Origin of the sequence: Micromonospora sp. WMMD1120, assembly GCF_029626235.1 — a bacterium.
In the GTDB taxonomy this organism is placed as follows: domain Bacteria; phylum Actinomycetota; class Actinomycetes; order Mycobacteriales; family Micromonosporaceae; genus Micromonospora.
This window is the reverse complement of sequence record NZ_JARUBO010000005.1, coordinates 5,107,599-5,130,895: the sequence shown is the minus strand read 5'-3', so window position 1 is coordinate 5,130,895 and position 23,297 is coordinate 5,107,599. Positions and strand designations below refer to the sequence as shown.

At 72.3% G+C, this 23,297-nt stretch carries 22 protein-coding genes; 10 read left to right on the top strand and 12 right to left on the bottom strand.

Annotated features, from left to right (window positions below; genetic code table 11):
• Positions 1-22 precede the first annotated feature (22 nt).
• The 3 genes from O7634_RS23510 (at position 23) to O7634_RS23500 (ending at position 3,078) form a co-directional block, all read left to right on the top strand.
• The gene (locus tag O7634_RS23510) at positions 23-652 is read left to right on the top strand and encodes a TetR/AcrR family transcriptional regulator (protein WP_278152294.1); all 630 of its coding nucleotides are present in this window, start codon (positions 23-25) and stop codon (positions 650-652) included.
• Positions 653-686: 34 nt separating this feature from the next.
• Positions 687-2,180 (top strand): DHA2 family efflux MFS transporter permease subunit, encoded by a 1,494-nt coding sequence (locus O7634_RS23505; RefSeq protein WP_278152293.1) that lies wholly within the window; start codon positions 687-689, stop codon positions 2,178-2,180.
• 106 nt (positions 2,181-2,286) lie between these two features.
• Positions 2,287-3,078, top strand: a complete 792-nt coding sequence (locus tag O7634_RS23500; protein ID WP_278152292.1) for a maleylpyruvate isomerase family mycothiol-dependent enzyme — start codon at positions 2,287-2,289, stop codon at positions 3,076-3,078.
• Positions 3,079-3,117: 39 nt separating this feature from the next.
• Here O7634_RS23500 and O7634_RS23495 read toward each other — a convergent pair whose 3' ends face one another.
• The 3 genes from O7634_RS23495 to O7634_RS23485 all read right to left on the bottom strand — a co-directional run bounded on the left by O7634_RS23495 (position 3,118) and on the right by O7634_RS23485 (position 6,853).
• Positions 3,118-4,317 carry an RtcB family protein gene (locus O7634_RS23495; protein ID WP_278152291.1) on the bottom strand — a complete coding sequence of 400 codons (1,200 nt, stop codon included), beginning with the start codon at positions 4,315-4,317 and terminating at the stop codon, positions 3,118-3,120.
• Between the two features lie 742 nt (positions 4,318-5,059).
• Positions 5,060-5,521 (bottom strand): hypothetical protein, encoded by a 462-nt coding sequence (locus O7634_RS23490; RefSeq protein ID WP_278152290.1) that lies wholly within the window; start codon positions 5,519-5,521, stop codon positions 5,060-5,062.
• Between the two features lie 21 nt (positions 5,522-5,542).
• Complete coding sequence (locus tag O7634_RS23485; protein ID WP_278152289.1) at positions 5,543-6,853, bottom strand: RICIN domain-containing protein; 1,311 nt, start codon at positions 6,851-6,853, stop codon at positions 5,543-5,545.
• Positions 6,854-7,010: 157 nt separating this feature from the next.
• On the opposite strand from O7634_RS23485, the gene O7634_RS23480 reads away from it, so the two are divergent.
• Positions 7,011-8,198 carry a spore photoproduct lyase family protein gene (locus O7634_RS23480; protein WP_278152288.1) on the top strand — a complete coding sequence of 396 codons (1,188 nt, stop codon included), beginning with the start codon at positions 7,011-7,013 and terminating at the stop codon, positions 8,196-8,198.
• 24 nt (positions 8,199-8,222) lie between these two features.
• On the opposite strand, the gene O7634_RS23475 is transcribed toward O7634_RS23480, so the two are convergent.
• Both O7634_RS23475 and O7634_RS23470 read right to left on the bottom strand, forming a co-directional pair.
• Positions 8,223-9,053 (bottom strand): M15 family metallopeptidase, encoded by an 831-nt coding sequence (locus O7634_RS23475; protein ID WP_278152287.1) that lies wholly within the window; start codon positions 9,051-9,053, stop codon positions 8,223-8,225.
• A gap of 71 nt (positions 9,054-9,124) precedes the next feature.
• Positions 9,125-9,781, bottom strand: coding sequence for a TetR/AcrR family transcriptional regulator (locus O7634_RS23470; RefSeq protein WP_278152286.1), 657 nt, complete (start codon positions 9,779-9,781; stop codon positions 9,125-9,127).
• Between the two features lie 78 nt (positions 9,782-9,859).
• Here O7634_RS23470 and O7634_RS23465 point away from each other — a divergent pair, with 78 nt between their 5' ends.
• The 5 genes from O7634_RS23465 to O7634_RS23445 all read left to right on the top strand — a co-directional run bounded on the left by O7634_RS23465 (position 9,860) and on the right by O7634_RS23445 (position 14,337).
• Positions 9,860-10,369, top strand: a complete 510-nt coding sequence (locus tag O7634_RS23465; RefSeq protein WP_278152285.1) for a quercetin 2,3-dioxygenase — start codon at positions 9,860-9,862, stop codon at positions 10,367-10,369.
• Positions 10,366-10,905: a hypothetical protein gene (locus O7634_RS23460; RefSeq protein WP_278152284.1), complete on the top strand. Its 540-nt coding sequence runs from the start codon at positions 10,366-10,368 to the stop codon at positions 10,903-10,905. Before O7634_RS23465 ends, O7634_RS23460 begins: the two co-directional genes overlap by 4 nt.
• Before the next feature lie 80 nt (positions 10,906-10,985).
• A complete protein-coding gene (locus O7634_RS23455; RefSeq protein ID WP_278152283.1) occupies positions 10,986-11,576 on the top strand; it encodes a DUF3558 family protein in 591 nt (196 codons plus the stop codon).
• Positions 11,573-13,051 carry a hypothetical protein gene (locus O7634_RS23450; protein ID WP_278152282.1) on the top strand — a complete coding sequence of 493 codons (1,479 nt, stop codon included), beginning with the start codon at positions 11,573-11,575 and terminating at the stop codon, positions 13,049-13,051. The genes O7634_RS23455 and O7634_RS23450 overlap by 4 nt, the downstream gene beginning before the upstream one ends.
• A 248-nt stretch (positions 13,052-13,299) precedes the next feature.
• Positions 13,300-14,337 carry a LacI family DNA-binding transcriptional regulator gene (locus tag O7634_RS23445; protein ID WP_278152281.1) on the top strand — a complete coding sequence of 346 codons (1,038 nt, stop codon included), beginning with the start codon at positions 13,300-13,302 and terminating at the stop codon, positions 14,335-14,337.
• A 102-nt stretch (positions 14,338-14,439) separates the two neighbouring features.
• On the opposite strand, the gene O7634_RS23440 is transcribed toward O7634_RS23445, so the two are convergent.
• From O7634_RS23440 to O7634_RS23430, 3 genes are all read right to left on the bottom strand, one after another.
• Positions 14,440-15,237, bottom strand: a complete 798-nt coding sequence (locus tag O7634_RS23440) for a peptidylprolyl isomerase (RefSeq protein WP_278152280.1) — start codon at positions 15,235-15,237, stop codon at positions 14,440-14,442.
• 70 nt (positions 15,238-15,307) lie between these two features.
• Positions 15,308-16,513 carry a serine hydrolase gene (locus O7634_RS23435; protein ID WP_278152279.1) on the bottom strand — a complete coding sequence of 402 codons (1,206 nt, stop codon included), beginning with the start codon at positions 16,511-16,513 and terminating at the stop codon, positions 15,308-15,310.
• Between the two features lie 53 nt (positions 16,514-16,566).
• Positions 16,567-17,295, bottom strand: coding sequence for a MerR family transcriptional regulator (locus O7634_RS23430; RefSeq protein WP_278152278.1), 729 nt, complete (start codon positions 17,293-17,295; stop codon positions 16,567-16,569).
• 168 nt (positions 17,296-17,463) lie between these two features.
• Between O7634_RS23430 and O7634_RS23425 the strand changes: the two genes are divergently transcribed.
• Positions 17,464-19,743 carry an excinuclease ABC subunit UvrA gene (locus O7634_RS23425; protein ID WP_278152277.1) on the top strand — a complete coding sequence of 760 codons (2,280 nt, stop codon included), beginning with the start codon at positions 17,464-17,466 and terminating at the stop codon, positions 19,741-19,743.
• Here O7634_RS23425 and O7634_RS23420 read toward each other — a convergent pair.
• The 4 genes from O7634_RS23420 to O7634_RS23405 all read right to left on the bottom strand — a co-directional run bounded on the left by O7634_RS23420 (position 19,726) and on the right by O7634_RS23405 (position 23,271).
• Positions 19,726-20,145 (bottom strand): protein-tyrosine phosphatase family protein, encoded by a 420-nt coding sequence (locus O7634_RS23420; protein WP_278152276.1) that lies wholly within the window; start codon positions 20,143-20,145, stop codon positions 19,726-19,728. The genes O7634_RS23425 and O7634_RS23420 overlap by 18 nt on opposite strands.
• Positions 20,146-20,548: 403 nt before the next feature.
• A complete protein-coding gene (locus tag O7634_RS23415) occupies positions 20,549-21,115 on the bottom strand; it encodes a hypothetical protein (protein WP_278152275.1) in 567 nt (188 codons plus the stop codon).
• A 324-nt stretch (positions 21,116-21,439) separates the two neighbouring features.
• A complete protein-coding gene (locus tag O7634_RS23410) occupies positions 21,440-22,123 on the bottom strand; it encodes a response regulator transcription factor (protein WP_278152274.1) in 684 nt (227 codons plus the stop codon).
• On the bottom strand, positions 22,114-23,271 hold the full coding sequence (locus O7634_RS23405; RefSeq protein ID WP_278152273.1) for a histidine kinase: 1,158 nt from the start codon (positions 23,269-23,271) through the stop codon (positions 22,114-22,116). The genes O7634_RS23410 and O7634_RS23405 overlap by 10 nt, the downstream gene beginning before the upstream one ends.
• Between the last annotated feature and the right edge of the window lie 26 nt (positions 23,272-23,297).

Below are 23,297 nucleotides of genomic sequence, written 5' to 3'. Positions count from 1 at the left end.
CATCGTTTCACGGGGGTGCGGGATGTTGAGTGGTCGGCAGGCGGACGCCTGCGCCGGGGTTCCGGCGACCCGGGCGCCACGGTGCGCCGACAGCGACCTGTTCTCCGTGGTCACCGGCCTGTTGCGCGAGGTCGGCTACGAGCGGATGACGATCGACGCCGTCGCCGCTCGCGCCCACGTCAGCAAGGCCACCATCTACCGGCGCTGGGACGGCAAGGCCGAGCTGGTCGTCGCCGCCCTGAGCGACCGGCACGTGGGTGTGCACAACCCGCCGGACACCGGCTCCCTGCGCGGCGACCTGATCGAGTTGCTGCGCGCCACGGCCGCGATCTGCACCGCCGACTGCGACCTCATGCAGGCGCTCACCTTCGCCATGCGCACCAACCCCGAGCTGGAACGCCTGGTGCGCCACCAGGTGCTACCGGCCGGACGGGTGGCGAGCACCGCCATCCTGGTCCGCGCCGCCGCGCGCGGGGAGATCCCCCCGGAGGCCGGCGAACGGGAGCTGTTCCACGACCTGGCGCCCGCGCTCACCCTGTCCCGCCTCGTCGCGCACGGCCTGCCGGCCGATGACGCGTTCCTCACCCAGGTCGTCGACCAGGTGCTGATCCCGGTGCTGCGTTATCGGCACGGCCCGCCGGCTCAGTCCTGATCCACCGACTCCTCGCCACACGGAAGGCTTCACCATGCCCGGAACCACCTCGACCGCTCCCGGCGCGCCCAGCGTCGGACCGCCGGCCAGCGCACCGCACCCGCGGCGGTGGATCGCGCTGGCGGTCATCGCGGTGTCCCAGCTGATGGTCGTCCTGGACGCCACCATCGTGAACATCGCGCTGCCGCAGGCCCAGGCCGACCTGGGGATCACCGACGCGAACCGGCAGTGGGTGATCACCGCCTACACGCTGGCCTTCGGCGGGCTGCTGCTGCTCGGCGGTCGGATCGCCGACTACTGGGGGCGTAAGCGCACCTTCCTGGTCGGCATGACCGGTTTCGCGCTCGCCTCCGCGCTGGGCGGCCTGGCCACCACCGGCGGGATGCTCTTCGCCGCCCGCGCGCTCCAGGGCGCCTTCGGCGCGCTGCTCGCCCCGGCCGCGCTGGCGCTGCTCACCGTCCTGTTCACCGAGGCCACCGAGCGGGCCAAGGCCTTCGCGGTGTACGGCGCGATCGCCGGCGGCGGCTCGGCTGTCGGCCTGCTGCTCGGCGGGGTGCTCACCGAGTACGCCGACTGGCGCTGGTGCCTGCTGGTCAACATCCCGGTCGCGGCCATCGCCATCGCCTTCGCGCTCCCGCTGGTGCCGGAGAGCCGGGCGCACGGCAACACCCGCTACGACGTGCCGGGCGCGATCGTGGTGACCGCCGGCCTGGTCTCCCTGGTGTACGGCTTCACCAAGGCCGCCGAGGACGGCTGGGACGCCACCGCGACGCTCGCCTTCATCGCCGCCGGTGCGGTGCTGCTCGCCGCCTTCGTGGTGATCGAGCTGCGCTCCAGCCACCCGCTGCTGCCACTGCGGATCATCCTGGACCGCAACCGGGGTGGCGCGTTCCTCACCTCGACGCTGATCGGCGCCGGCCTGTTCGGGGCGTTCCTGTTCCTGACCTTCTACTTCCAGGTGGTGCTCCAGTACAAGCCGCTCGAAGCCGGTCTCGCGTCGTTGCCGGTCACCGCCGGTGTGCTGATCGCCGCGGGTGGCGCCAGCCAACTCATGCCGCGACTGGGCGCCAAGCCGCTGATGGTGGCCGGCGCCGTGCTCGCCGCGGCGGGCATGCTCGTGCTGACCCAGATCGACGCGGACACCCCGTTCCTCACCCACCTGCTGCCCGCCCAGGTCATCCTGGGGCTCGGCCTGGGCTTCACGTTCGTACCGCTGTCCAGCCTGGCCCTGGTCGGTGTGCCGGAGCACGACGCCGGCGCGGCCAGCGCGACGCTCAACGCCACCCAGCAGATCGGTGGCTCGCTCGGCACCGCCCTGCTGAACACCTTCTACACCAGCGCGGTCACCGCCTACCTGGTCGGCCGGGCGCCGAGCCCGCTCACCCAGGTCGAGGCGCTGGTGCACGGCTACCGGGTGGCTTTCGCCTGGGGCGCGGCGCTAATCGTGCTCGCCGGCCTGGCCACGCTGGTCCTGGTGAAGGTGCGCAAGGAGGACATCCCCACCGGCACCACTGTGCACATGGGCTGAGTCGGCCCACATCCGCCGGCCGGCCCGCCCCGACCACGGGACGGGCCGGCCGGCGAGTCCCACGGTAGCGTCGCAACCATCGCCGAAGACTCTTCCGAGGAGATCAATGTCGACCCCTGCTGACCAGATCATCACGGCGCTACGCGCGGGCCACGAGGAGCTCGCCGCGCTCGTGCGGGACCTCAAGGACGACGACCTGCTGCGCCCGTCGGGCGCCAGCGAGTGGCAGGTGTCCCAGGTGCTGAGCCACCTGGGCAGCGGCGCCGAGATCAACCTGGCGACGCTGGAGGCCGCCCGCTCCGGCGCCCCCGGCCCGGACGGCGACTTCAACCGGGGCGTCTGGGCGCGCTGGGACGCGATGTCCCCGACCGAGCACGCCGCCGGGTTCCTGGCCGCCAACGAGCGGCTGGTCGAGGCGTACGAGGCGCTGGACGCCGAGACCCGGAACACGCTCCGGATCGACCTGGGGTTCCTGCCGGAGCCGGTCGACGTGGCCACCGCGGCCCGGTTCCGGCTCAGCGAGTTCGCCCTGCACCAGTGGGACGCCGAGGTCGCGTTCAACAGGTTCGCGGCGGTGACGCCGGGAGCGGTGGCGCTGCTGCTCGACCAGATCGGCGGCATGTTGGCCTGGACCAGTCGGCCGCAGGAGCTGGCCGGGCGGGAGGGGACGCTGCTGGTCCGGCTGCACGCGCCGGAGCGCACGTTCGGGCTGCGACTCGGCGAGAGGGTCGAGATCGTCGACCCGCCGGAGCAGCCCGACGGTGAGCTGGTGGCCCCGGCCGAGGCGTGGCTGCGGCTGGCGACCGGCCGGCTCGGGCCGGCGTACACCCCGGACGGGGTGCGCGTCACCGGCCCGCTGACCCTCGACGACCTGCGCCGGGTCTTCGCCGGGTTCTGAGCCACCGTGCGGGCCGGGTCATCCGGCCCGCACGGTGCGTCAGCCCTTCACGCAGACCACCTGCCTGAGGTGCGCGACCACCTCGACCAGGTCCTCCTGCTGCGCCATCACCTGGGTGATGTCCTTGTACGCGCCGGGGATCTCGTCGACCACCCCGGCGTCCTTCCGGCACTCCACCCCGGCGGTCTGCGCGGCCAGATCCTCGGTGCTGAACGTCCGCTTCGCCTGCGCCCGCGACATCCGTCGGCCGGCCCCGTGCGAGGCCGAGCAGTAGGCGTCCGGGTTCCCCCGACCCCGCACGATGTACGACCCGGTGCCCATCGACCCGGGGATGATGCCCAGGTCGCCCCGCCCGGCCGCGATCGCCCCCTTGCGGGTGACCAGCACGTCCACCCCGTCGTAGCGCTCCTCCGAGACGTAGTTGTGGTGGCACGAGATCGGCTCGTCGAAGCCGACCCGCGGGAACCGCTCCCGCACCACGCCGCAGAGCAGGGCCAGCATGACCGCCCGGTTGCGCCGCGCGTACTCCTGCGCCCACCACAGGTCCCGGCGGTACGCGTCCATCTCCGGCGTGCCGGCGAGGAACACCGCCAGGTCCCGATCCGGCAGGTCGGCGTTGTGCGGCAGCTTCCGGGCCACCCCGATGTGCCGCTCGGCCAGCTCCTTGCCGATGTTGCGGGACCCGGAGTGCAGCATCAGCCAGACCCGGCCCTCGTCGGCGCCGCCCCGCTCCAGGCAGACCTCGATGAAGTGGTTGCCCCCACCGAGGGTGCCGAGCTGCCGTCGCGCCCGCGTCTCCAGCTGCGCCACCCTCCGGTCCAGGCCGGCGAACCGGCCCCAGAAGTCGTCCCAGCCGGCCTGCTCCAGGCCACGGACCCGACGGGTGTCGACCGGGTTCTCCCGCTGCGCGAAGCCGACCGGGATGACGGCCTCGATCGCCGACCGCAGCCCGGCCAAATCGTCCGGCAGGTCGGCGGCGGTCAGCGAGGTCCGTACCGCGGACATGCCGCAGCCGATGTCGACGCCGACCGCCGCCGGCGAGACGGCCTGCCGCATCGCGATGACCGAGCCGACGGTGGCGCCCTTGCCGAAGTGCACGTCGGGCATCACGGCGACGCCCTGCACCCACGGCAGCGCGCCGATGTTGCGCAGTTGCTTGGCGGCCTGCGGCTCGATGGCGTACGGATCGGTCCAGACCCGGACGGGCGCCCGGGTGCCGGCGAGCGGGGTGTATCCCATGCTGGGTTCCTTCTGTCGAATGGTGACCGAAATCGGTCAGGTGCGGCGGCGCGGAACGAGAGGGCCGCCCGGTCCCGGTGGGGAGGGGCGGCCGGCGGACGCGTCAGCGTCGTCGTCAGGCGCGCCACCCCGGCCCGGTGCCCGGCAAGGGGTTACCGTCGGTGGCCGTGGGCGTGGTGAGCGGATAACCGTCGGCAGGAAGCGGACGCCGGGCGGCATCGGTGCGGACACGTCGCGACACGGCGTACTCCCCTCGTGGTTGCTCTCGACCCTGCACCGACGACACTAGGAGGGCGTCGGCGCGTCCGCAATGGATATCCCCGTCGGTGCGGCGCGTCGCCGCCGGGCCCGGCGGCCCTGTCGCCCGCAGATCCTGTCGAGCTGCCCCAGATGTGGGGCGGCAGCCCGCGACCATGAGGCGGCAGCCCGCGACCATGAGGCGCCAGCCCGCGACCATGAGGCGCCAGCCCGCGACCATGAGGCGCCAGCCCGCGACCATGAGGCGCCAGCCCGCGACCATGAGGCGCCAGCCCGCGACCATGAGGCGCCACCGCGCCAGACGCCGGCACCTCCCCGGGCGCCCGCCACCTCCCCGGGCGCCCGCCACCGCGCCGGGCGTCCACTACCGACACGGCCCGCCACCGACGCGGCGCAGAGTGCGCCCCATTCACGGGGCAGCTCGACAGGCGCACAGCACAGCGGGCCGACGTCACGGGGCCCGGCCGCTCGACGCGAAGCCGGGTCAGGTGTCGTAGCAGCCGTCCCAGGGCGGGTCGAACCCCAGGTCGTCGGGGAGGAACTCGGCGTGGTCCGCGCCGTCGTACTCGTGCGACCAGTCGACCAGCCCGAAGACGTGCCCGTCGACCTCGACCTGGAACAGCCGGATGGCGATGTCGGTGAAGACGCGGCCGGGCAGCGCGTCCAGCCACTCGGTGAGGCGCGCCTGCGCCCGGTCGATGGAGGCGTCCTCCTCCTCGCTGGTGCCGGCGAACCAGATGTCCGAGTCGGTGTGCGCGCCGCCGGCGTCGAAGCGGTGCAGCACCGCGTACCACCGCTTGTGCCGGTACCAGTCGTCTTCGGCCCCGGCACCGTCGGCGAGGGTGGCGGTGACGGAGCCGAAGAACTGACCCTTGTCGTAGTGGCCGATCGTGCCGGTGCGGTAGTCGGGCTCGTGTGCGATCGGCACCAGGTCGGGAATCGCCATGGCCCGGAGGCTACAGCGGAGTTATGACACGGGCGCCAGGCGGAACGACTGCGCGGCGGTGCCGTTGCAGGTGTACTGGATGAGCTGGACGCTGTCGGCAGTGGACGCTCCCGGCACGTCCAGGCACTTTCCGCTGTTGCGGTTGACCAGGCGGTAGTAGCCGTTGCCCTCGGGTTCGGCCCGCCACTGCTGGTTGGCGCCGCCGCTGTAGGACCAGAGTTGGATCGGCGCCGAGTCGGCTGTCGACCGGTCGGTCACGTCGACCACCTGGGCGCTGTTGTTACGGTTGTTAACCCGCAGGTAGCCGCCGCTGGTCGGCACGAACTGGTACTGCTGGGCGGCGCTGCCGTTGCAGGCGTACTGCTGGATGGCGGTGCCGTTCGCGCTCGCGGCGGCCCGCGCGTCGACGCACCTGCCGCTGCCCCGGTTGATCACCGTGTGCCAGGCCGTCGGCGAGATGCCGTCGGAGGGAGGCGGCGTCGTCGTCGGGGGCGTGTCACCGACCCCGGCGAGCCAGTGCAGCCCGTCGATCAGCAACCGGTTCTGCTGCGGGCTGTCGAAGGTGGAGGACAGCCCGGTGTTGGTGCTGTAGTTCATCGCGTTGTGGCCGAAGTTGGCGTACAGCATCTTGTACTGCTTGTTGCTCCAGACCAGCGGGTAGTAGCCGCCGTACCAGGACTGGTTGGGGTCGGTGCCGACCGGAAAGCTGGACGGGTCGACCGAGGCGAGAATGTCGATGTTGGGGTTCTGCCGCAGGTCGTTGCTCCAGGAGTACCACTCGCTGATCGACGACGGGAACGTCGCGGGCAGGTTCCGGGTGACGGCGTGGGTGCGGTTGTCGGCGCGCATGGTGACCCGGGTGGGGCCCCAGGTGTTGGTCTGGAACGCACCGGTGCCGAGGAAGGTGTTGTAGTACCAGCTCCAGCTCGACGGGTTGTCCGTCCAGGCGCTGACGTGGAAGCCCAGCCACGCCCCGCCGTTCTGCATGTACTGCTGGAACGCGGCGCGCTGCGCGGTCGGCGGCGCGTCGTCCAGGAACATGACGACCTTGTACTGGGCCAGGTTGGTGGTGTTCAGCAGGCTCCAGTTGGTGGTGGCCTCCCAGGAGAAACCGTACTGGGCGGCGGCCTGCGGGAACCAGGCGCGGGCGTCCCTGACGAAGTCGATGTGCGCGGCGTCCCAGGTGCCGTTGTAGAAGGCGAGGACCTTGAACGTCGGCGCGGCCTGCGCGCCCCGCGCGGCGCTGACCGCCACACCGGCGGTCAGCGCGACGACCAGGGCCACGAACACCGACAGGATTCGTCTGGTACGGGAGGAGAGTTCTGCGATCACCTGATCGTCCCTTCGGTGGGGACGCGCGCCGTCGCGTCGAGATACATCTGTTCACAAGGTTTACAGATAGACGAAAGGTTATTCCTCCGACCTGATCACGTCAATCGCCGACCGCCCGAACGGGTGGGATTGCGGCGGCAACGGGTACCCCGGCCGGATGACCAGCCCGGACGCCGTCGACGTCGACCAGCCGCTCGCCGTGGACGTACCGGCCGCGCCGCACGACGCCAGCGGCGAGCGGGTGCCGATCCGCGACCTCGCCGGCCTCGCGCCGCCGACCCGGCCCGCCCGTCGCTGGACGCCGGGCCGGGTGGTGGTCACCCCGGCCGCGCTCGACCAGCCGCACGGCCAGCGGATCATCGAGCGGGTGCGGGCCCTGGGCATCGAGGTGGAACACCTGAGATCCAACCGACTGACCGGGGTACGCGGACAGACCGACCGGGAGACCTACGCGCGCGCCAAGTCGACGATGGCGATAGTGGTGAGCCCACCGTCGCGGCGCGCCCTGCAACCCATCGCCCCGAGCGCCGACTGGCGGGTCGACCTGGCCGAGGGCTGCCCGGCGCACTGCCAGTACTGCTACCTCGCCGGGTCGCTGTCCGGCCCACCCGTCACCCGCGTGTACGCGGACCTCGACGACATCCTGGCCGGCCTGAGCGCGTACGCCGGGCGGGGGACGGTGACCAGCCGCAACGCGCGGCGCGCCGACGAGGGCACCACCTTCGAGGCGTCCTGCTACACCGACCCGCTCGCCCTGGAACACCTGACCGGCAGTTGGCGGCGGACGGTGGAGCACTTCGCCGACTGGGACGCGCCCGTGCAACTGCGCTGGACCACCAAGTACGCCGACGTGGACAGCTTCGTGGGGCTACCGCACGCCGGCCGGACCCGGGTCCGCTTCAGTGTCAACTGCGCCCCGGTCAGCGAACGTTTCGAGGGCGGCACCGCGCGGGTGCCGGACCGACTGGCCGCGCTGCGCCGGCTCGCGCTCGACGGCTACCCGGTGGGGTTGACCATCGCGCCGATCATCGCGCTACCCGACTGGCGGGCGGCCTACGGCCTGCTGCTCGACCAGGTCCGCGCGGCGGTCGACGGGGTGCCGGACCTGGACCTGACCGCGGAGCTGATCACCCACCGGTTCACCCCGGGCAGCAAGGAGATCCTGCTCGGTTGGTACCCGCGGACCCGGTTGGAGATGGACGAGGAGTCCCGGACCCGCAAGCGCGGCAGGTTCGGGGCGGTGAAGTACGTCTACCCCCGCGACACGATGGCCGAGCTGCGCGGCTGGTTCACCGCCGAGTTGACCGCCCGGGTCCCCGCCTGCCGGATCCTCTACTGGACCTGACCAGCGGGGAGCGGCCGGCCGGGATCAGCCGATCGACGAGCGGGCGACCGGCGCGGAGAAGAACGTGTCCGGGTACGGCTCGTCGCGCAGCCGGTAGTGCCACCACTCGCGGTCGTAGTTGACGAACCCGGCGTCGGTCATCAACCGCTGCAACAGCCGGCGGTTGTCCCGGGCGACGCCGGTGATCCGGGGATCGGCGGTGTGCGCCCGCGCGTCGAAGCAGTCGAAGCCCGTACCCATGTCGATGCTGTTGTCGGCGAAACGCTGCCCGCGGGGCGCGGTGCAGGCGACCAGCTGCTGCCCGACCCGGTACGGGGGTTGGCTGGCGGGTGGCTCGTCGACGAGGGTCAGATCCATGGTGCTGCCCCGGCTGTGTGCGGTCGGCGCCCCGATGTAGCCCTCGGCGAAGAGCCGGTCCTTTGCCACGTCGGGGTAGAACTCGGCCTTGGTCTGCTGCTCGCCGGGGCGCTTGGACCAGGCGACGAAGTCGTCCACCGCCGGCTGCGGGCGGTAGCAGTCGTACACCTTGAGGCTGTGCCCGCCGGCCAGCGCGGCGTCCTGCACGCGGCGCAGCGCCTCCGCCGCCTGCCGGGTGAGCAGGCACAGCGGCTCCCGGTAGCCGTCGATCGGCCGGCCGACGAAGTTGTGCGGCGTGGCGTAGCGGATGTCGGCGTGGATGCGCGGGTCGACGTCGGTCAGCACCACGAAGCCCGGCAACCGCTGGGTCGGGCTGGGCGTCGGGGTGGGACGTACCGACGTCGGCTGGGGCGTCGCCGGCGCGGACCGGGGCTCCGCCCGCGAGCAGCCGCCGAGCAGGGCGGCGAGCGCGAGCACGACGGCGACCGGGGTACGCACCAGTTCTGTCTATCAGTCCCGGCCGGGCCCTGCGCCGGATCAGCCGTCGGCCGGTTCGGAGCCGGACCGGGTCAGCGCGCCAGCAGCGCGTCCTGCATGCGTTCGGACAGCCAGTCTCGGAAGGATGCCTCGGTCCAGCCGCACCGCAGCACCAGCGCGTCGTAGTGCGCCGGGTCGTTGAAGATCCACAGCGCGTCGACCGCCCGCTCGACGTCGGAGCCCTGGCGCAACGCGCCGAGCGAACGCACGCGCTCGACCACCATCCCGGCGCCCGCACGACGGTTGCGCAGGAGCGTCTCCCACACCTCGGCGACCTCGTCCGCCTCGTCCGCCGCCCGGCGCACCGTCTCGAAGATCCGCGCCGCACGCCTGCCGATCAGGGTGCACACGTCGGCGTAGGCGTGCAGGACCCCGGCCTGCGTGTCGGCCTCGAAGACGGGCCGGAACCAGGGCCGTTGAGCGACGGGCACCGGCTCGTCGTCGCCGGCGAGCGCCTCGTCGAGGACCTGACGCAGCAGCGCCGGCTTCGACCCGAAGGCGGCGAACACGGTCGGGCGTGCGACGCCCGCGGCGGCGGCCACATCAGCCAGCGAGGTGCCGGCGTAACCGCGTGCCACGAACAGGTCAGCCGCCGCGCCGACAACCGCCCGCCGGGTGCGCCGCGCGCTCTCCTCACGCACCGCGGACCGATAGCGCCGGGTCGACTTTCCGTCCTTGACACCGTCCATGACTTCGCCATACTAGCAACATATTCGCTGGACGATGGTCAGTGAATAGACAGCATCCATCAGATAGGAGGTGAGGCGATGGCCGCCCGCCCGTACGTGCGCCGTGCCGGTGAGGGAGAAGCCCACTGGTTCGTCGGCAGCCTGATGACAGTGAAGGCGACCGGGGAACAGACCCGAGGCAGTCTCACCGTCGTCGAGTTCGTCAACCCGCCGGGTTTCGCCGCGCCTCTGCATCGGCACCAGCACGAGGACGAACTGTTCTACCTGCTGTCCGGGACCGCCGAGTTCCGCTGCGACGGCGAGGCCTTCACCGCCGGGCCCGGCGACTTCGTCCTTCTGCCCGTCGGACTGCCCCACACCTTTCTCGTCGGACCCGACGAGCCGCTGCACGCCCTGCAGATCACCACCCCGGCCGGGTTCGAGCGGTTCGCCGCGGAGGCCGGCGCCCCGGCGCTCGACCGCCGACTGCCCGACCAGGCACCGATCGACCCCGCCGTCCTCGGCCACGTCGCCGCTCGGCACGGCATCGAACTGCTCGGGCCACCACCGAGCGCTGAGCGAATCGACAGCAAGGGAGCCAGCACATGACCGATGGGAAGGTTCGACGGCGGGGTCGGTGGTGGGCGTTCGCAGCGGCCGCGGTCGCGCTCGGTTGCCTGCCGGCCTGCGACTCGACACCGGCGGACCGGCCGGCCGCGACGGGCGGTGACCCATCCCGCCCGGTCGCCTCGGCAGGCGCCGAGGCGACGTCGGTAGATGCCTGCGCACTGCTGTCCGTCGAGGAGGTCAGGCAGGTGATCGGGGCCATCGGAGACGGTGGCCCACGGGCCGGCGACTCCGGTGACGGAGGCAGCTCCTGCTTCTGGGAGAACCCCGAGACCTACCACTCGATCACCATCGACATCGGCAGGGCCGGCACCGCCGTCGGCGGCAACCTACCGGCGGAATCCGCGTACGGACGGACCGAACCCGGCTCCGACGGCATCCGCTTCGCCTCGGGCGGCATCGCCGAGTTCGCTCTCCGCGACCGCGCCTGCGAGATCCAGGTCGTCACCAAGGTCACCGACAACAGCGACCGGTCCACCACGGTACGGCTGATCGGCCTGGTACGCGACCGCGCCTGAGAACAGGCCACGACAGTCCGACGAACAGTGATTCGCCGCGAGCCGGCGAACAACGGCCGAGACCGATCAGAGGGGTACCGATGCGACGACCACCCGGCTACGAACCCGCAGTGCGGACACCGCCCCTGGGCTCGACCGCACCCAGGATCAGCGCCACCCGCTCGGCCGCGGCCATCCCCGTGGCGGTCATGATCCTCGCGCTGACCGGGTGCGGCACGGCCGACCCAGCTCCACCACCGTCCGCCGTCACGCAGCCCGACGTCGCCGCACCGGCCGCCCAGCCCGACGTCGCCGCGACCCCGGCCCGGACCGCCGACCCGTGCGCGTTGGTGCCGAAGGCCGCCGCCGAGCGTCTGGCCGGGACGCCCTTGCAGGACCCGGTCGCGGCCCCGGAATCCTGCACCTACACCGCGCCGGTCAGCGGACCCACAGCCCAGGTCGAGGTCTACGTCGGCGCTGGGGCCAAGAAGATCCTCGACATCGACCGCGACCTCGGCCACGACCTGAGACCCGTGACTGGCGTCGGTGACGAGGCGCACATTGAGGACGGCGCGGTGTTCGTCGCCGTCGGCGGCACCTGGGTCGCCATCCGACTGGTCACGCTGGCCGATCCGGCGGCGTCCCGGCAGGCGCTGGAGGACCTGGCCCGGGATGTGGTGACGCGGTTATGAGTCTCCCGACGCGGCAGGCCCGTGCGGCCGTCGCTGCCGCGACCGTCCTGCTCGCTCTGACCGCGTGCCTGGACGCGAGACCCGCCGTACCCGCCGATGACAAGAATGATCTGCGTTACGGCGCCGCGCCCGCCGCACACCCGGACGTGACCCTGCACCGGGACGTCGTCATCGTGTCCGGCGGCAGCAGCGTGGTGCGGTCGGTCACCGACGGCGGCCTGACCTGGCGGATCGACCCCCGGGCGGGAAACGCCGACCGGCTGGCCCCGGGCAAGGTCATGTTCCTCACCGGGCGCGGGGTCGGGCGGGTGCTCGACGCACGGCGCGACGGCCGGGACCTCGCCGTCACCATCGGCCCGGTAGGGATCACCGATGTCATCCAGGACGGCGAGTTCAGATCCGCACAGCCCATCTCCCTGGCCGACGCGTCCGCCTACCAGTTCGACGACACCTTCTGGGCCCACCCGAGTCCGGAAGCACCGCGGTCAGAACCGACGGCGACCGCGACGGTCAACAGCGCCCCGGCCACGACCGTCAACGCCCTGACGCTGACCGGCACCCGGCCGGCCACCGCCGCCGCACCGCTCACCGCGAGCGCGGCGGCCCGGGCAGACAAGCTGGAGGCCGAGGCCCTCTGCTGTGCCGACGGTGTCGGCGCACGCTTCTCCTACCGGGACAGTGGGCTCAGCCTCTCGGGCAGCATCGCCTTCGTGATGAAACGGCCCTCGGCAACGTTCCACCTGGTGATCGACGGCTCCACGGTCACCGTCGCCGAACTGCGGATCCACGGTGCCGGCGGAGTCCGGGTCCAGGTCGACGCCACCACCACAACCGGGCAGAACGTCCATCCCGTCGCGTTCGTCCCGGTCACCTTCAGCGTGCCGATCGAATCCATACTGGGCATCCCGTTCTCCGCGACCGTTCGACAGTCGATCGGAATCCGCACCGGCTTCAGCGCCGGGCACACCACGATCAAGGCCTCCGGTGAGTACTCGCTCGGCGGCACGATGGGCTTCGGCTATGCCGACGGCAGGTTCGGCCCACGCTGGCCCGGTGGCCTGCAGGTGAAACGCAGTCTCGTCGACTCCGTCGACGGCCGGTCGGTGGGGGCGAACGCCCTGCTCATCGACTACGACGTGAAGTTCTTCGTCGGCCTCGGCGCGGTCGTGTTCAGCGCCGGACTGTACGCCGGGCTCACCACCACTGTGGGCATCACCCGAGGTTCGAGCATCGGCTTCGGTGGTCTGCAGGGCCTTGCCGCCGGCGAGGGCTGCAATCGCGCCGACCTCACGATAAACGCGAGGTACGGCATCGGCTACACGATCCCGGCCCTGGTCGCCAAGGTGATCAACTTCTTCCTGCGAGTCTTCAACGCCAAACCCATCGCCGCCGAGGGCGGCATCCCCGACCCACCGCCGGTCGTCAACCTGGTCAACAAGCACTGGGTGACGGACCGACCGGTGTGCCAGCACTGAGACCGCCTCGAGCCCTGTTCCGGGGGTGCGGAGCCGACCGGCCCGACGCTGCCCCGGCCCGGTACGCCGGAAGATGCCGAAAAATGTCCGGAAGATTTCCGCAACTATGCCGATAGTTCGAACGGACCTGGCATGTCGTCAACCCCTGCCGGTGAGGCAAGATGACGCGTGGAACGGGCACGCCGTTTCGGGACACACGGGGGACGACGCTCGACGGTCGCTCCTCCGGCTCGGTGAAGGAGACGCGGGTGGGCGCGGACGACGGACGCAGGGTGACCATCACCGCGATCGCGCGGGAGGCCGGGGTGTCGGTGCCGACGGTGTCCCGGGTGCTCAACGGGCGCTCCGATGTGGCCCCCGGCACCCGGGAGCGGGTCGAGGAGCTGTTGCGCCACCACGGTTACCGGCGTCGTACCAGCCGCAGCGTCCGCCGCGCCGGCCTCGTCGACCTGGTCTTCAACGACCTGGACAGCCCCTGGGCCGTGGAGATCATCCGTGGTGTGGAGGACGTCGGGCACGGGGCGGGGGTCGGTACCGTCGTCTCCGCGATCCACCGGCAGCCGACCGCCGCCCGGCAGTGGTTACAGAACCTGCGGACCCGGGCCACCGACGGCGTCATCTTCGTGACCTCGCACCTGAGCCCGCCGTTGCACGCGCAACTACGCCGGCTCAACGTGCCGGTGGTGGTCGTTGACCCGGCCGGCGTGCCGGCGATGGACGTGCCGACGATCGGGGCCACCAACTGGGCCGGCGGGCTGGCCGCCACCGAGCACCTGCTCTCGATCGGGCACCGCCGCATCGGTTTCGTGGCCGGGCCGACGCACCTGCTGTGCAGCCGGGCCCGGCTCGACGGTTACCGGGCCGGGCTGGAGGCCGCCGGGGTGCCGGTGGACGACGCCCTGATCTACCCGGGCGACTTCTACCACGCCTCCGGGTTCGCCGCAGCGACCACGCTGCTCGATCTCGCCGACCCGCCGACCGGCATCTTCGCCGCCAGCGACCAGATGGCGTTCGGTGTCTACGAGGCCATCCGGCGGCGCGGTCTGCGCGTACCGGACGACGTGAGCGTCGTCGGCTTCGACGACCTGCCGGAGGCGCGCTGGGCGTCACCGCCGCTCACCACCGTGCGTCAACCGCTCGTCGAGATGGGACGGTTGGCGGCCCGGACAGTGCTGCGCCTGGCCCAGGGCGAGGGCATCGACTCGCCCCGGGTGGAGCTCGCCACGGAACTGGTCGTCCGGGACAGCACCGCCGCGCCGCCGACCGGGTCGCCCGACCCGTCGTGACGGCCGGAACCGCGGCGGAGACCGGTCGGACCGGTTCCGCCGCGATTCCGGTAATTCCGGTGCGCGGTGCGCGAGCGGAGGTCGCCCCACCGCCCAGCGCGATCAGTGGTGGTGGTGGACCCGGACGGCCTTGCGGATGTACACCGGCAGCGCGGGCGCGCCGTCGACCGGGGCCGGGTCCTCGGCGGTCGGCGCGATCCCGCCGGCGGCGATCCGATCCAGGGTGGCCAGGCCGGCGGCGTCGACCTCGCCGAAGATCGTGTAGTTGGGTCGCAGCGCGGAGTTGGCGTAGACCAGGAAGAACTGGCTGCCGTTGGTGTCCGGCCCGGCGTTGGCCATGGCGAGCACCCCGCGGGCGTACACCCGGCGCTCGCCGGTCGGGTCGGTGGGCGCGGGCGGCAGGTCGGTCGGCAGCTCGTCGCGGTACCGGTAGCCCGGCCCGCCCGCGCCGGTGCCGGACGGGTCACCGCACTGCAACACACTCAGCGTCGGGTAGGCGGTGAGGCGGTGGCACGAGGTGCGGTCGTAGAAGCGCTTGCCCACCAGGTGCAGGAAGCTCTGCACCGTGCACGGCGCGGCGGCCCGGTCCAGCGTCAGGCCGATCGGCCCGTGGTTGGTCGCCAGTGTCACCCGGACACTGCCCCGGGCCGGCGTGCGCCGGGGGTCGGGCGGCAGCGGCACCGGCCGGGCCGCGGGCTCCTCCGGCGTCTCGGTGTACGCGCACGGGCCGTGGGTGGTGCGCGGCGCGTCGGCCGGCGGGCCCGGTGCGGCGACCGCGGTGGCGGACGCGCCGACGACCAGCGCTCCGGCGAGCACTGCCACCCCGGCGAGGCGGGTCAGGGCGCGCGCCGGCCGGCGGGGTGCCGCCACGGTGGGACGCGGTTCGAGTTCACTCGACACAGGGATCCTCCTGATCTCGTGGTGCCACAAAGACCGGAGTCTATGGAGGGCGCCGCCCGATGTCGATCCGTCAGGGCGCCTGGCGGCGTCGCCGCCACAGCAGCCCAGCGCCGAGCACGAGCAGACCCGCGCCGCTGAGCGCGGTCACCGACCAGAGCCAGCCGGCGCCGGTACGCGTCGGTCCGCTGGCCGCCGCCGGGCGTGCCGGCGCCGCCAGCGCGGACGGTGCCACGGACGGCGTGGCGGTCAGCTCGCCGGGCTCGACCAGCCGGCCCACCGAGGCGTCCCGGGGCAGCGTGAATCCCCAGTCCAACAGGGCGGCGCCCTGCTCCCAGCCGCGTGCCGGCGTCGACTCGGCACCCAGCAGCGTCACCACCAGGCGTCGTCCGCCGCGCTCCGCCGCCCCCACGTAGGTGTGCCGGGCCAGGTCGGTGAAGCCGGTCTTGCCGCCGAGGGCTCCCGGGTAGCGGTGGACGAGCTGGTTCTCGTTCTGGATGGCGAAGCCCTTGGTGCGCTGCGCCGGCTGGGCCGGGATCGACGTCTGCCGGGTCAGCGCGTACCGGCGGAAGGTCGGCTGGGCGAAGCAGGCCCGTGCGATCAACGCCAGGTCGTACGCGCTGGTGAACTGCCCCCTGCCGTCCAGCCCGGAGGGGGTGACCGCGTGCGTCTGCAGCGCGCCGAGGTGGTGGGCGTGCTCGTTCATGGCGCGTACCCCGGCCGCCGCGCTGTCCGTTCCGCTCCCGAGTCGGGCCAGCGCGTTGGCGGCCTCGTTGCCCGAGTTGAGCAGCAGTCCGAGCCAGATGGTCTCGATGCGGTACCGCCCACCGGCGACCAGGCCGACGGCGGAGGAGCCCGGTTCGATGTTCATGTCCTCGTCGGTCACGGTGACCGTCTGCCTCGGGTCCAGACGGGGCAGCATCGTGGCCGCCAGCAGCAGCTTCTGGACGCTGGCCGGGGTGCCGTACTCGTGCGGGCCACAGCCGCCGAGCACCTGGCCGCTGTCCAGGTCGGCGACGAGCCACGACGTGGCGGTGAGGGCGGGCGGCGCGGCGACGCCGGCCGGCACGACCATTCCGGCGGTGTCCAGCGCCGCCCCGCCGATCACCCGGTGCGCGGGTACGGCGGGCGGAGGGGTGGGGCGGGGCGGGCGCGACGCCGCCGGGGCGGGCACCCGTGGGCAGCGCGGCGTCGGCGCGGCGGACGCTCCCGCCACGGTGACCGGCGCGGGAGCGAGCAGGACGGCGGACGTCGCGGCCGCCAGCAGCGCAGCTCTCATGTGCCCGACCCTAGTCAGGGGGATGCCGCGACGGGCCGGGATGGCCGGCGCGGTCAACCCGTGTCGCCGCGTCCGCGGAGGTAGTCGTGCAGCGCGGCGGTGCCGCGCAGCCGTCGCAGGCTGCGGGCGTGCAGTTCGTGCTCACGGCGGGCCAGCTCGGCGCGGACCCGCTGCGGGCTGCCGGTGGTCCGCAGTTCGCCCAGCACCGCCTCGATGATCTCGAAGGGGTACGCGCCGCGTCGCAGCAGCGCGATGACCTGCGCGGCGCGTAGCTCCGCCTCGTCGTACACCCGGTAGTTGGTGCCGGGCGTGCGGGCCGGCCGCAGCAGCCCGCGCTCCTCCCAGAGGCGCAGCTGCGAGGTACGGACCCCGACGAGCGCGGCGACCTCGCCGATGCGGGCGCCGCGCCGGGCAGCCGGTCGGGCGGCCGGAGGCCCGGCCAGCACTGTCTCGAACGCGCCCAGCACCCGGCGGATCTCGGCGCGCTCCCGGTCCAGCTCGGCATGGCCGCCGTCGAGCGCCGCCAGGGCCGCCGGCAGGTCGCCGGAGTGCACCGCCGCCATGACCTCCCGGGTACGGACCCAGCCGTGCCCCTCGGCCAGCCGTCGCGCGACGGTCAGCGCCCGCGCGTGCGCGGTGGTGAAGACGCGGTAGCCGCTCGGGGTGCGCCGCACCGGCGGCAGCACCCCCTGCTCGACGTAGTTGCGCACCTGCTGCACCGAGATCCCGACGGTCGCCGCCAGGTCCACGGCGCGCAGCCGGGTCTCCGGCTCGACGTCCACGACGGCAACCGTAGCGGTTACCACGTGATTTGAGACTTGGAGGGACATCGCGTCTGCGCCTGTTCGGGGATTCCGTCGAAAGTCTCTACATGGGTATGAATGAGACAATAGAACCCGTCAGTGCTCGGCGGGAGAGTCGTCCCGCCATGACTTCCGTGAAGGGTCCGCATGTCGCAGCCAGCATGGTCCGCCGCCGACAGTCACGACATGATCGAGGTACGCGGGGCGCGGGAGAACAACCTCGCCGACGTCTCGGTCGACATCCCCAAACGCCGGTTGACGGTGTTCACCGGCGTCTCCGGTTCGGGTAAGTCGTCGCTGGTCTTCGGCACCATCGCCGCCGAGTCCCAACGCATGATCAACGAGACCTACAGCGCGTTCCTCCAGTCGTTCATGCCGAGCCTCAACCGGCCGGACGTCGACTCACTGCGCAACCTCAGCGCGGCCATCGTCGTGGACCAGGAGCGGATGGGCGCCAACTCCCGCTCCACCGTCGGCACCGCCACCGACGCGTACGCCATGCTGCGCATCCTCTACAGCCGGCTCGGCGAGCCGGCGGTGGGTGGCGCCGGCGCGTTCAGCTTCAACCTGCCCGAGGGCATGTGCCTCACCTGCGAAGGGCTGGGCCGGGTCTCCGACCTCGACGTGCACGAGCTGGTCGACGTCGAGCGCTCCCTCAACGACGGGGCGATCACGGTGCCCAACTTCGCCGTCGACTCGTGGTACTGGCAGACGATCGTCGGCTCCGGCCTCTTCGACCCGGACGTGAAGCTCCAGGACTTCACCCCGCAGCAGTGGGAGGACCTCCTGCACAAGCCGGCCACGAAGATCAAGGTCGGCAGCAACACCTGGACGTACGAGGGTCTGGTGGTGAAGGTCAAGCGGCTCCTGCTGAGCAAGGACCGGGAGTCGATGCAGCCGCACATCCGCGCGTTCGTCGACCGGGCCGTCACCTTCACCACCTGCGCCGACTGTGCCGGCACCCGGCTCAACGCGGCGGCCCGGTCGTCGCTGATCGCCGGGCGCGGCATCGCGGACTGCTCGTCCATGCAGATCAGCGACCTGGCCGAGTTCGTCCGGAGCATCGACGACCCGGCGGTGGCACCGCTGGTCGCCAACCTGCGCGACCTGCTCGACTCGCTGGTCGAGATCGGCCTGGGCTACCTCAGCCTGGACCGCGAGTCGGCCACCCTCTCCGGTGGCGAGGCGCAGCGCGTCAAGATGGTCCGACACCTCGGCTCCAGCCTCTCCGACGTCACGTACGTCTTCGACGAACCGACTGTCGGCCTGCACCCGCACGACATCGCCCGGATGAACGACCTGCTGCTGCGGCTGCGCGACAAGGGCAACACGGTGCTGGTGGTGGAGCACAAGCCGGAGACCATCGCGATCGCCGACCACGTGGTCGACCTCGGTCCGGGCGCCGGCGCCGACGGTGGCCGGATCTGTTTCACCGGAGACGTCCCCGCGCTGCGCCGCTCCGACACGCTCACCGGCCGGCACCTGGACCACCGGGTGACACTGCGCGACGCGGTACGCCGACCCACCGGGCAGCTCGCCATCCGCCAGGCCGACCTGCACAACCTGCGCGACGTGGACGTGGACATCCCGCTCGGGGTGCTCACCGTGGTAACCGGCGTGGCCGGCTCCGGCAAGAGCTCGTTGATCCACGGGTCGCTGCGCGGCCGGTCCGGGGTCGTCATCGTGGACCAGTCCCCCATCCGGGGCTCGCGCCGTAGCAACCCGGCCACCTACAGCGGGGTGCTCGACCCGATCCGCACCGCCTTCGCGAAGGCCAACGGGGTGAAGGCGGCGCTGTTCAGCGCGAACTCCGAGGGCGCCTGCCCGGCCTGCAAGGGCATCGGGCTGATCTACACCGACCTGGCGATGATGGCCGGCGTCGCGAGCGTCTGCGAACGCTGCGAGGGGCGACGCTTCACCGACACGGTGCTCACGTACCGGCTGCGGGGAAAGAACATCAGCGAGGTGCTGGCCATGTCGGTCACCGAGGCGTACGCCTTCTTCCCACACCCCATCCTCAACCGCCTGGTCGACGTCGGGCTGGGCTACCTGCGCCTCGGACAGCCGCTGACCACCCTGTCCGGCGGGGAACGGCAACGACTCAAACTCGCCATCCACCTGGCGGAGAAGAGCAGCACCTACGTGCTGGACGAGCCCACCACCGGCCTGCACCTGGCCGACGTGGACCAACTCCTCGCCCTGCTCGACCGGATGGTCGACGCCGGCAACACCGTCATCGTCATCGAGCACCACCAGGCGGTGATGGCGCACGCCGACTGGCTCATCGACCTCGGGCCGGGCGCCGGCCACGACGGCGGTCGGATCGTCTTCACCGGCACGCCCGCCGACCTGGTCGCCAACGGCGACAGCCGCACCGCCGTCCACCTGCGCGAGTACGTGGGGCGGGCGTCAGGTGACGCGGCGTAGCCAACGTCGCTGCCAGGGGGTCTCCACCGCCTTCGGGTGGTAGCCGGCCCGGACCCACGGCACCGCCCGCTCGACCGGCAGACCGTCCAGGATCGTCAACGCGGCCAGCGCCGTCCCGGTGCGCCCCACACCGCCCCGACAGGCCACCTCGACGCGTTCGCCGTCGTGCGCGCGTCGCAGCGCGTCCCGCAGGGCGTCCAGGGCGTCCGCCCGGTCGAGCGGAATCCAGAAGTCCGGCCACCGGACCCGCCGGTGCGGCCACGCCGGGTCCGGACCCGGCGCCAACAGCACCGCGAAGTCGGCGGGCGGGGCCGCAGCGGCGATCCGGCGTCCGCGCACCGTCGCTCCACTCGGCAGTACGAGCACACCCGGCTGCGCCGACCACGATTGCGCGTCTGTCATCCGAGCATTGTGCCGTGATCGGGGCATCCGGGGGTGCCGCGTACCACGTGCCGTCCTCCGCGTCCGGAAGGGGCGCAGACAGCGCCGCCCCCGGCCCGGTGCGGGTCGGGGGCGGCGCTGGGTGTCGGTGTGCAGGTCGCCTCTCGGCGAGTGGCGCGACGCGGCTCCAGCCGAACGGTATTCCGCGAGGGCAATATAGGTGAGGCCCGGGGACACTGAGTCACACCGACACCCCACACAACCAGCCGACGGTGCCCCTTGTTCCCACCGTCCGCCGGCACCTGCCGGCGCGGTCGTCGAGATCTTGGACAGTTTCCGTCACGCGTGAACGGAAACTGTCCAAGATCGGCGAAAACGCCGACGGGCCGGCACCCCGGTCAGGGGTGCCGGCCCGTGGTGCGGGTCAGCTGTTCCAGTGCTGGGCGACGAGGTCGGTGGCCTGCTGCTCCCACTGGGCGTACGCGTCCGGGTACGCCGAGACCTGCACGGTCTGCGCGGCGTCGGTCAACGGCATGTCCTGCCACCCGTCAACCTGTCGCAGGCCCTTCAGGAACGCCGTCGTCGAGTACTCCGGGTCGGTGATCTGCTCCGGCGTGCCCCAACCAGAGCTAGGGCGCTGCTGGAACAGGCCCAGCGAGTCGTGGTCGTTGGCGTCACCCAGGTGACCCAGGTTCTCCAGCTTGGACTCCTGCAGGCTCGTCGCGATCGAGATCACCGCGGCCCGCTCCGGCAGGCCGGCCTTCTTCGTCGCGGCGATGATCGCCTTGACGTTGGCGGTCTGCTCGTCGTTGAGGGTGATGTGCGACTGCTCGCCCTGCGGCTTCGGCGCCTGCACGGCCACCGCGGCGGTGGTGGCGGGCTTGGCGTCCACGGCCGGCGCGGCGTGCGCGGCGACCGGGCCGGCGAAGATCCCACCGGCGAACGCGAGACCGGCGACGGACAGCACACTCTTACGCATGATCGTGTTCATGGGGGTGAGCTCCTTCGGGGGTAGGGACACCCCTGCGCGATGCGGGGGTGTGAGCACCTCGTCCGGCGCTGCGAAAGTCTGGGGGTCGGCACACCCGGTGCGCCGTGGGTGGCGGCGTTCGGGCCGGGGGGCCTGTCACGCCAGGTCGGCGGCCTTCGAGCGGGGGCTCGTGGCGCCGGGGTCCAGGTGTAACGACCGGCCGACCGGGGTGATTCCCGGGGGCGACCACCTGCGATCGTCAGGGTGTGTAACGACCCCGGCCCGGCCACGATTCCGGCCCACGGGTGCGGCCTGTCACATCCAGAAGGACCCCGAACCAGACAATCATCCCGGGCGTGTCGTCCGGTCCGGCGACCCGGAGTCGCCGGGAGCGAGGTAGCGCAACACTGCGAGGATCCGGCGGCTGTAGCCGGTCGCGTGCGCCAGGTCGAGCTTGTCGAAGATGGCGTTGACGTGTTTCTCCACCGCGCTCTGCGACACGTGCAGGCGCTCGGCGATGGCGAGGTTCGTGTGTCCCTGGGCCATCTCGTGCAGGACGTCCCGTTCGCGCGGGGTGAGCCGACCGAGTGGATCGGCGCGCTCCGAGCCGGCGACCACCTGACGGACCACTTCCGGGTCGAGCGCCGTTCCCCCGGCGGCGACCCGGTCGAGCGCGTCGAGGAAGTCGTCCACCTGGGCGACCCGGTCCTTGAGCAGGTAACCGACCCCTTCGGGACGGTCCGCGAGCAGCCGGCCGGCGTAGCGCCTCTCCACGTACTGGGAGAGCACGAGGACGCCGGTGGACGGCCAGCGTCGGCGGATCTCCAACGCGGCGCGTAGCCCGTCGTCGGTATGGGTGGGGGGCATCCGGACGTCGGTGACCACCACGTCGGGACGGCACCGTTCGACCGCCTCCACCAGTTCGTCGGCGCCGCCGACCGCGGCGAGGACCTCGTGGGCCTCCTCGGCGAGCAGCCGGGTCAGGCCCTCCCGGAGCAACGCGGAGTCCTCGGCGAGAACTAGCCGCACGGCAACTCCGCGAGGATGGTCGTCGGGCCGCCGACCGGACTCTCCACCGCCAGACGGCCGTCCAGCGCGGCGACACGGCGCGCCAGACCGGACAGCCCACGCCCGGTCGGATCCGCACCGCCGACGCCGTCGTCGTGTACGCGCATCCGAATCCACCCCTCCCGTACGTCGATCCGAAGCGCGACAAGGGTAGCGGCGGCGTGCTTCGCCGCGTTGGTCAGCGCCTCGCAGGCCACGAAGTAGAGCACCGTCTCGACCTGCCGGTCGGGGCGGACCGGCAGGTCGCAGTGGATCCGTACCGGCACCTCGGAGCGGCGGGCGACCATGGACAGCACCTCGCCCAGGTCGCTGCCGTCCAACGCCGAGGGGTAGACCCGCCAGGCCACCTCCCGCAACTCCTCCACGGCCCGCTGCACATCCTCGTGGGCCTGGGCGAGCAGCGCCTGGGCGCGGTCCGGGTCACGTGCCCGCCGGGCGCGGCCGAGCAGCATGCCGAGCGCGACCAACCGCTGCTGCAGGCCGTCGTGCAGGTCGCGTTCGATGCGCTGCCGTTCCGCGTCGACAGCGGCGATGACGCCGGCTCGGCTGGTGGTCAACTCCTGGACCCGCCGGGTCAGCTCCGCCCGACTTCCCGGGCCGAGCAGGCGTCGGGCCAGCCGTACGTCCAGAGCGGCGATGCTCGCGAGGGCCTGGATGTTGAGCAGCAGCAGCACCGCCCCGACCGCGCTCTGGGACAGGGCGTCGACCAGGGGCAGTTCCCCGCGCGCCGCCGAGCGCAGCACGATCCCGGCCAGCACCGTGCCGATGCCCAACACCGCGTACGCCAGCAGACCGAGCACCCCGGGCACCAACCGGGCGGCCAGGTAGCCCAACCGCCCCCGGGCCGTCACCTCGCTGGGCGCGGGCAGTTCGGCTCCGTCGACCAGGCCGGCGAGGCGGTGGCGTTCCAGCCGCACCAGCCACGCGGCACCCCTGCCGGTCAGGTCACCAGCCCGGCGTCTGGCCGGGGGCGAGAGCGCCGAGATTCCGATCGCGACGGCGCTGACGAGGAGGAAGGCGAGTTCGACGGCGGCGGTCAGGATTCCGGCGGCAACGCCGGCCGGCAGCCGGAGCCGGCCCCACGACGTGACCAGCCCACCCCGCAGCACCGTGGCATCCTCTCCGTGATCGATCC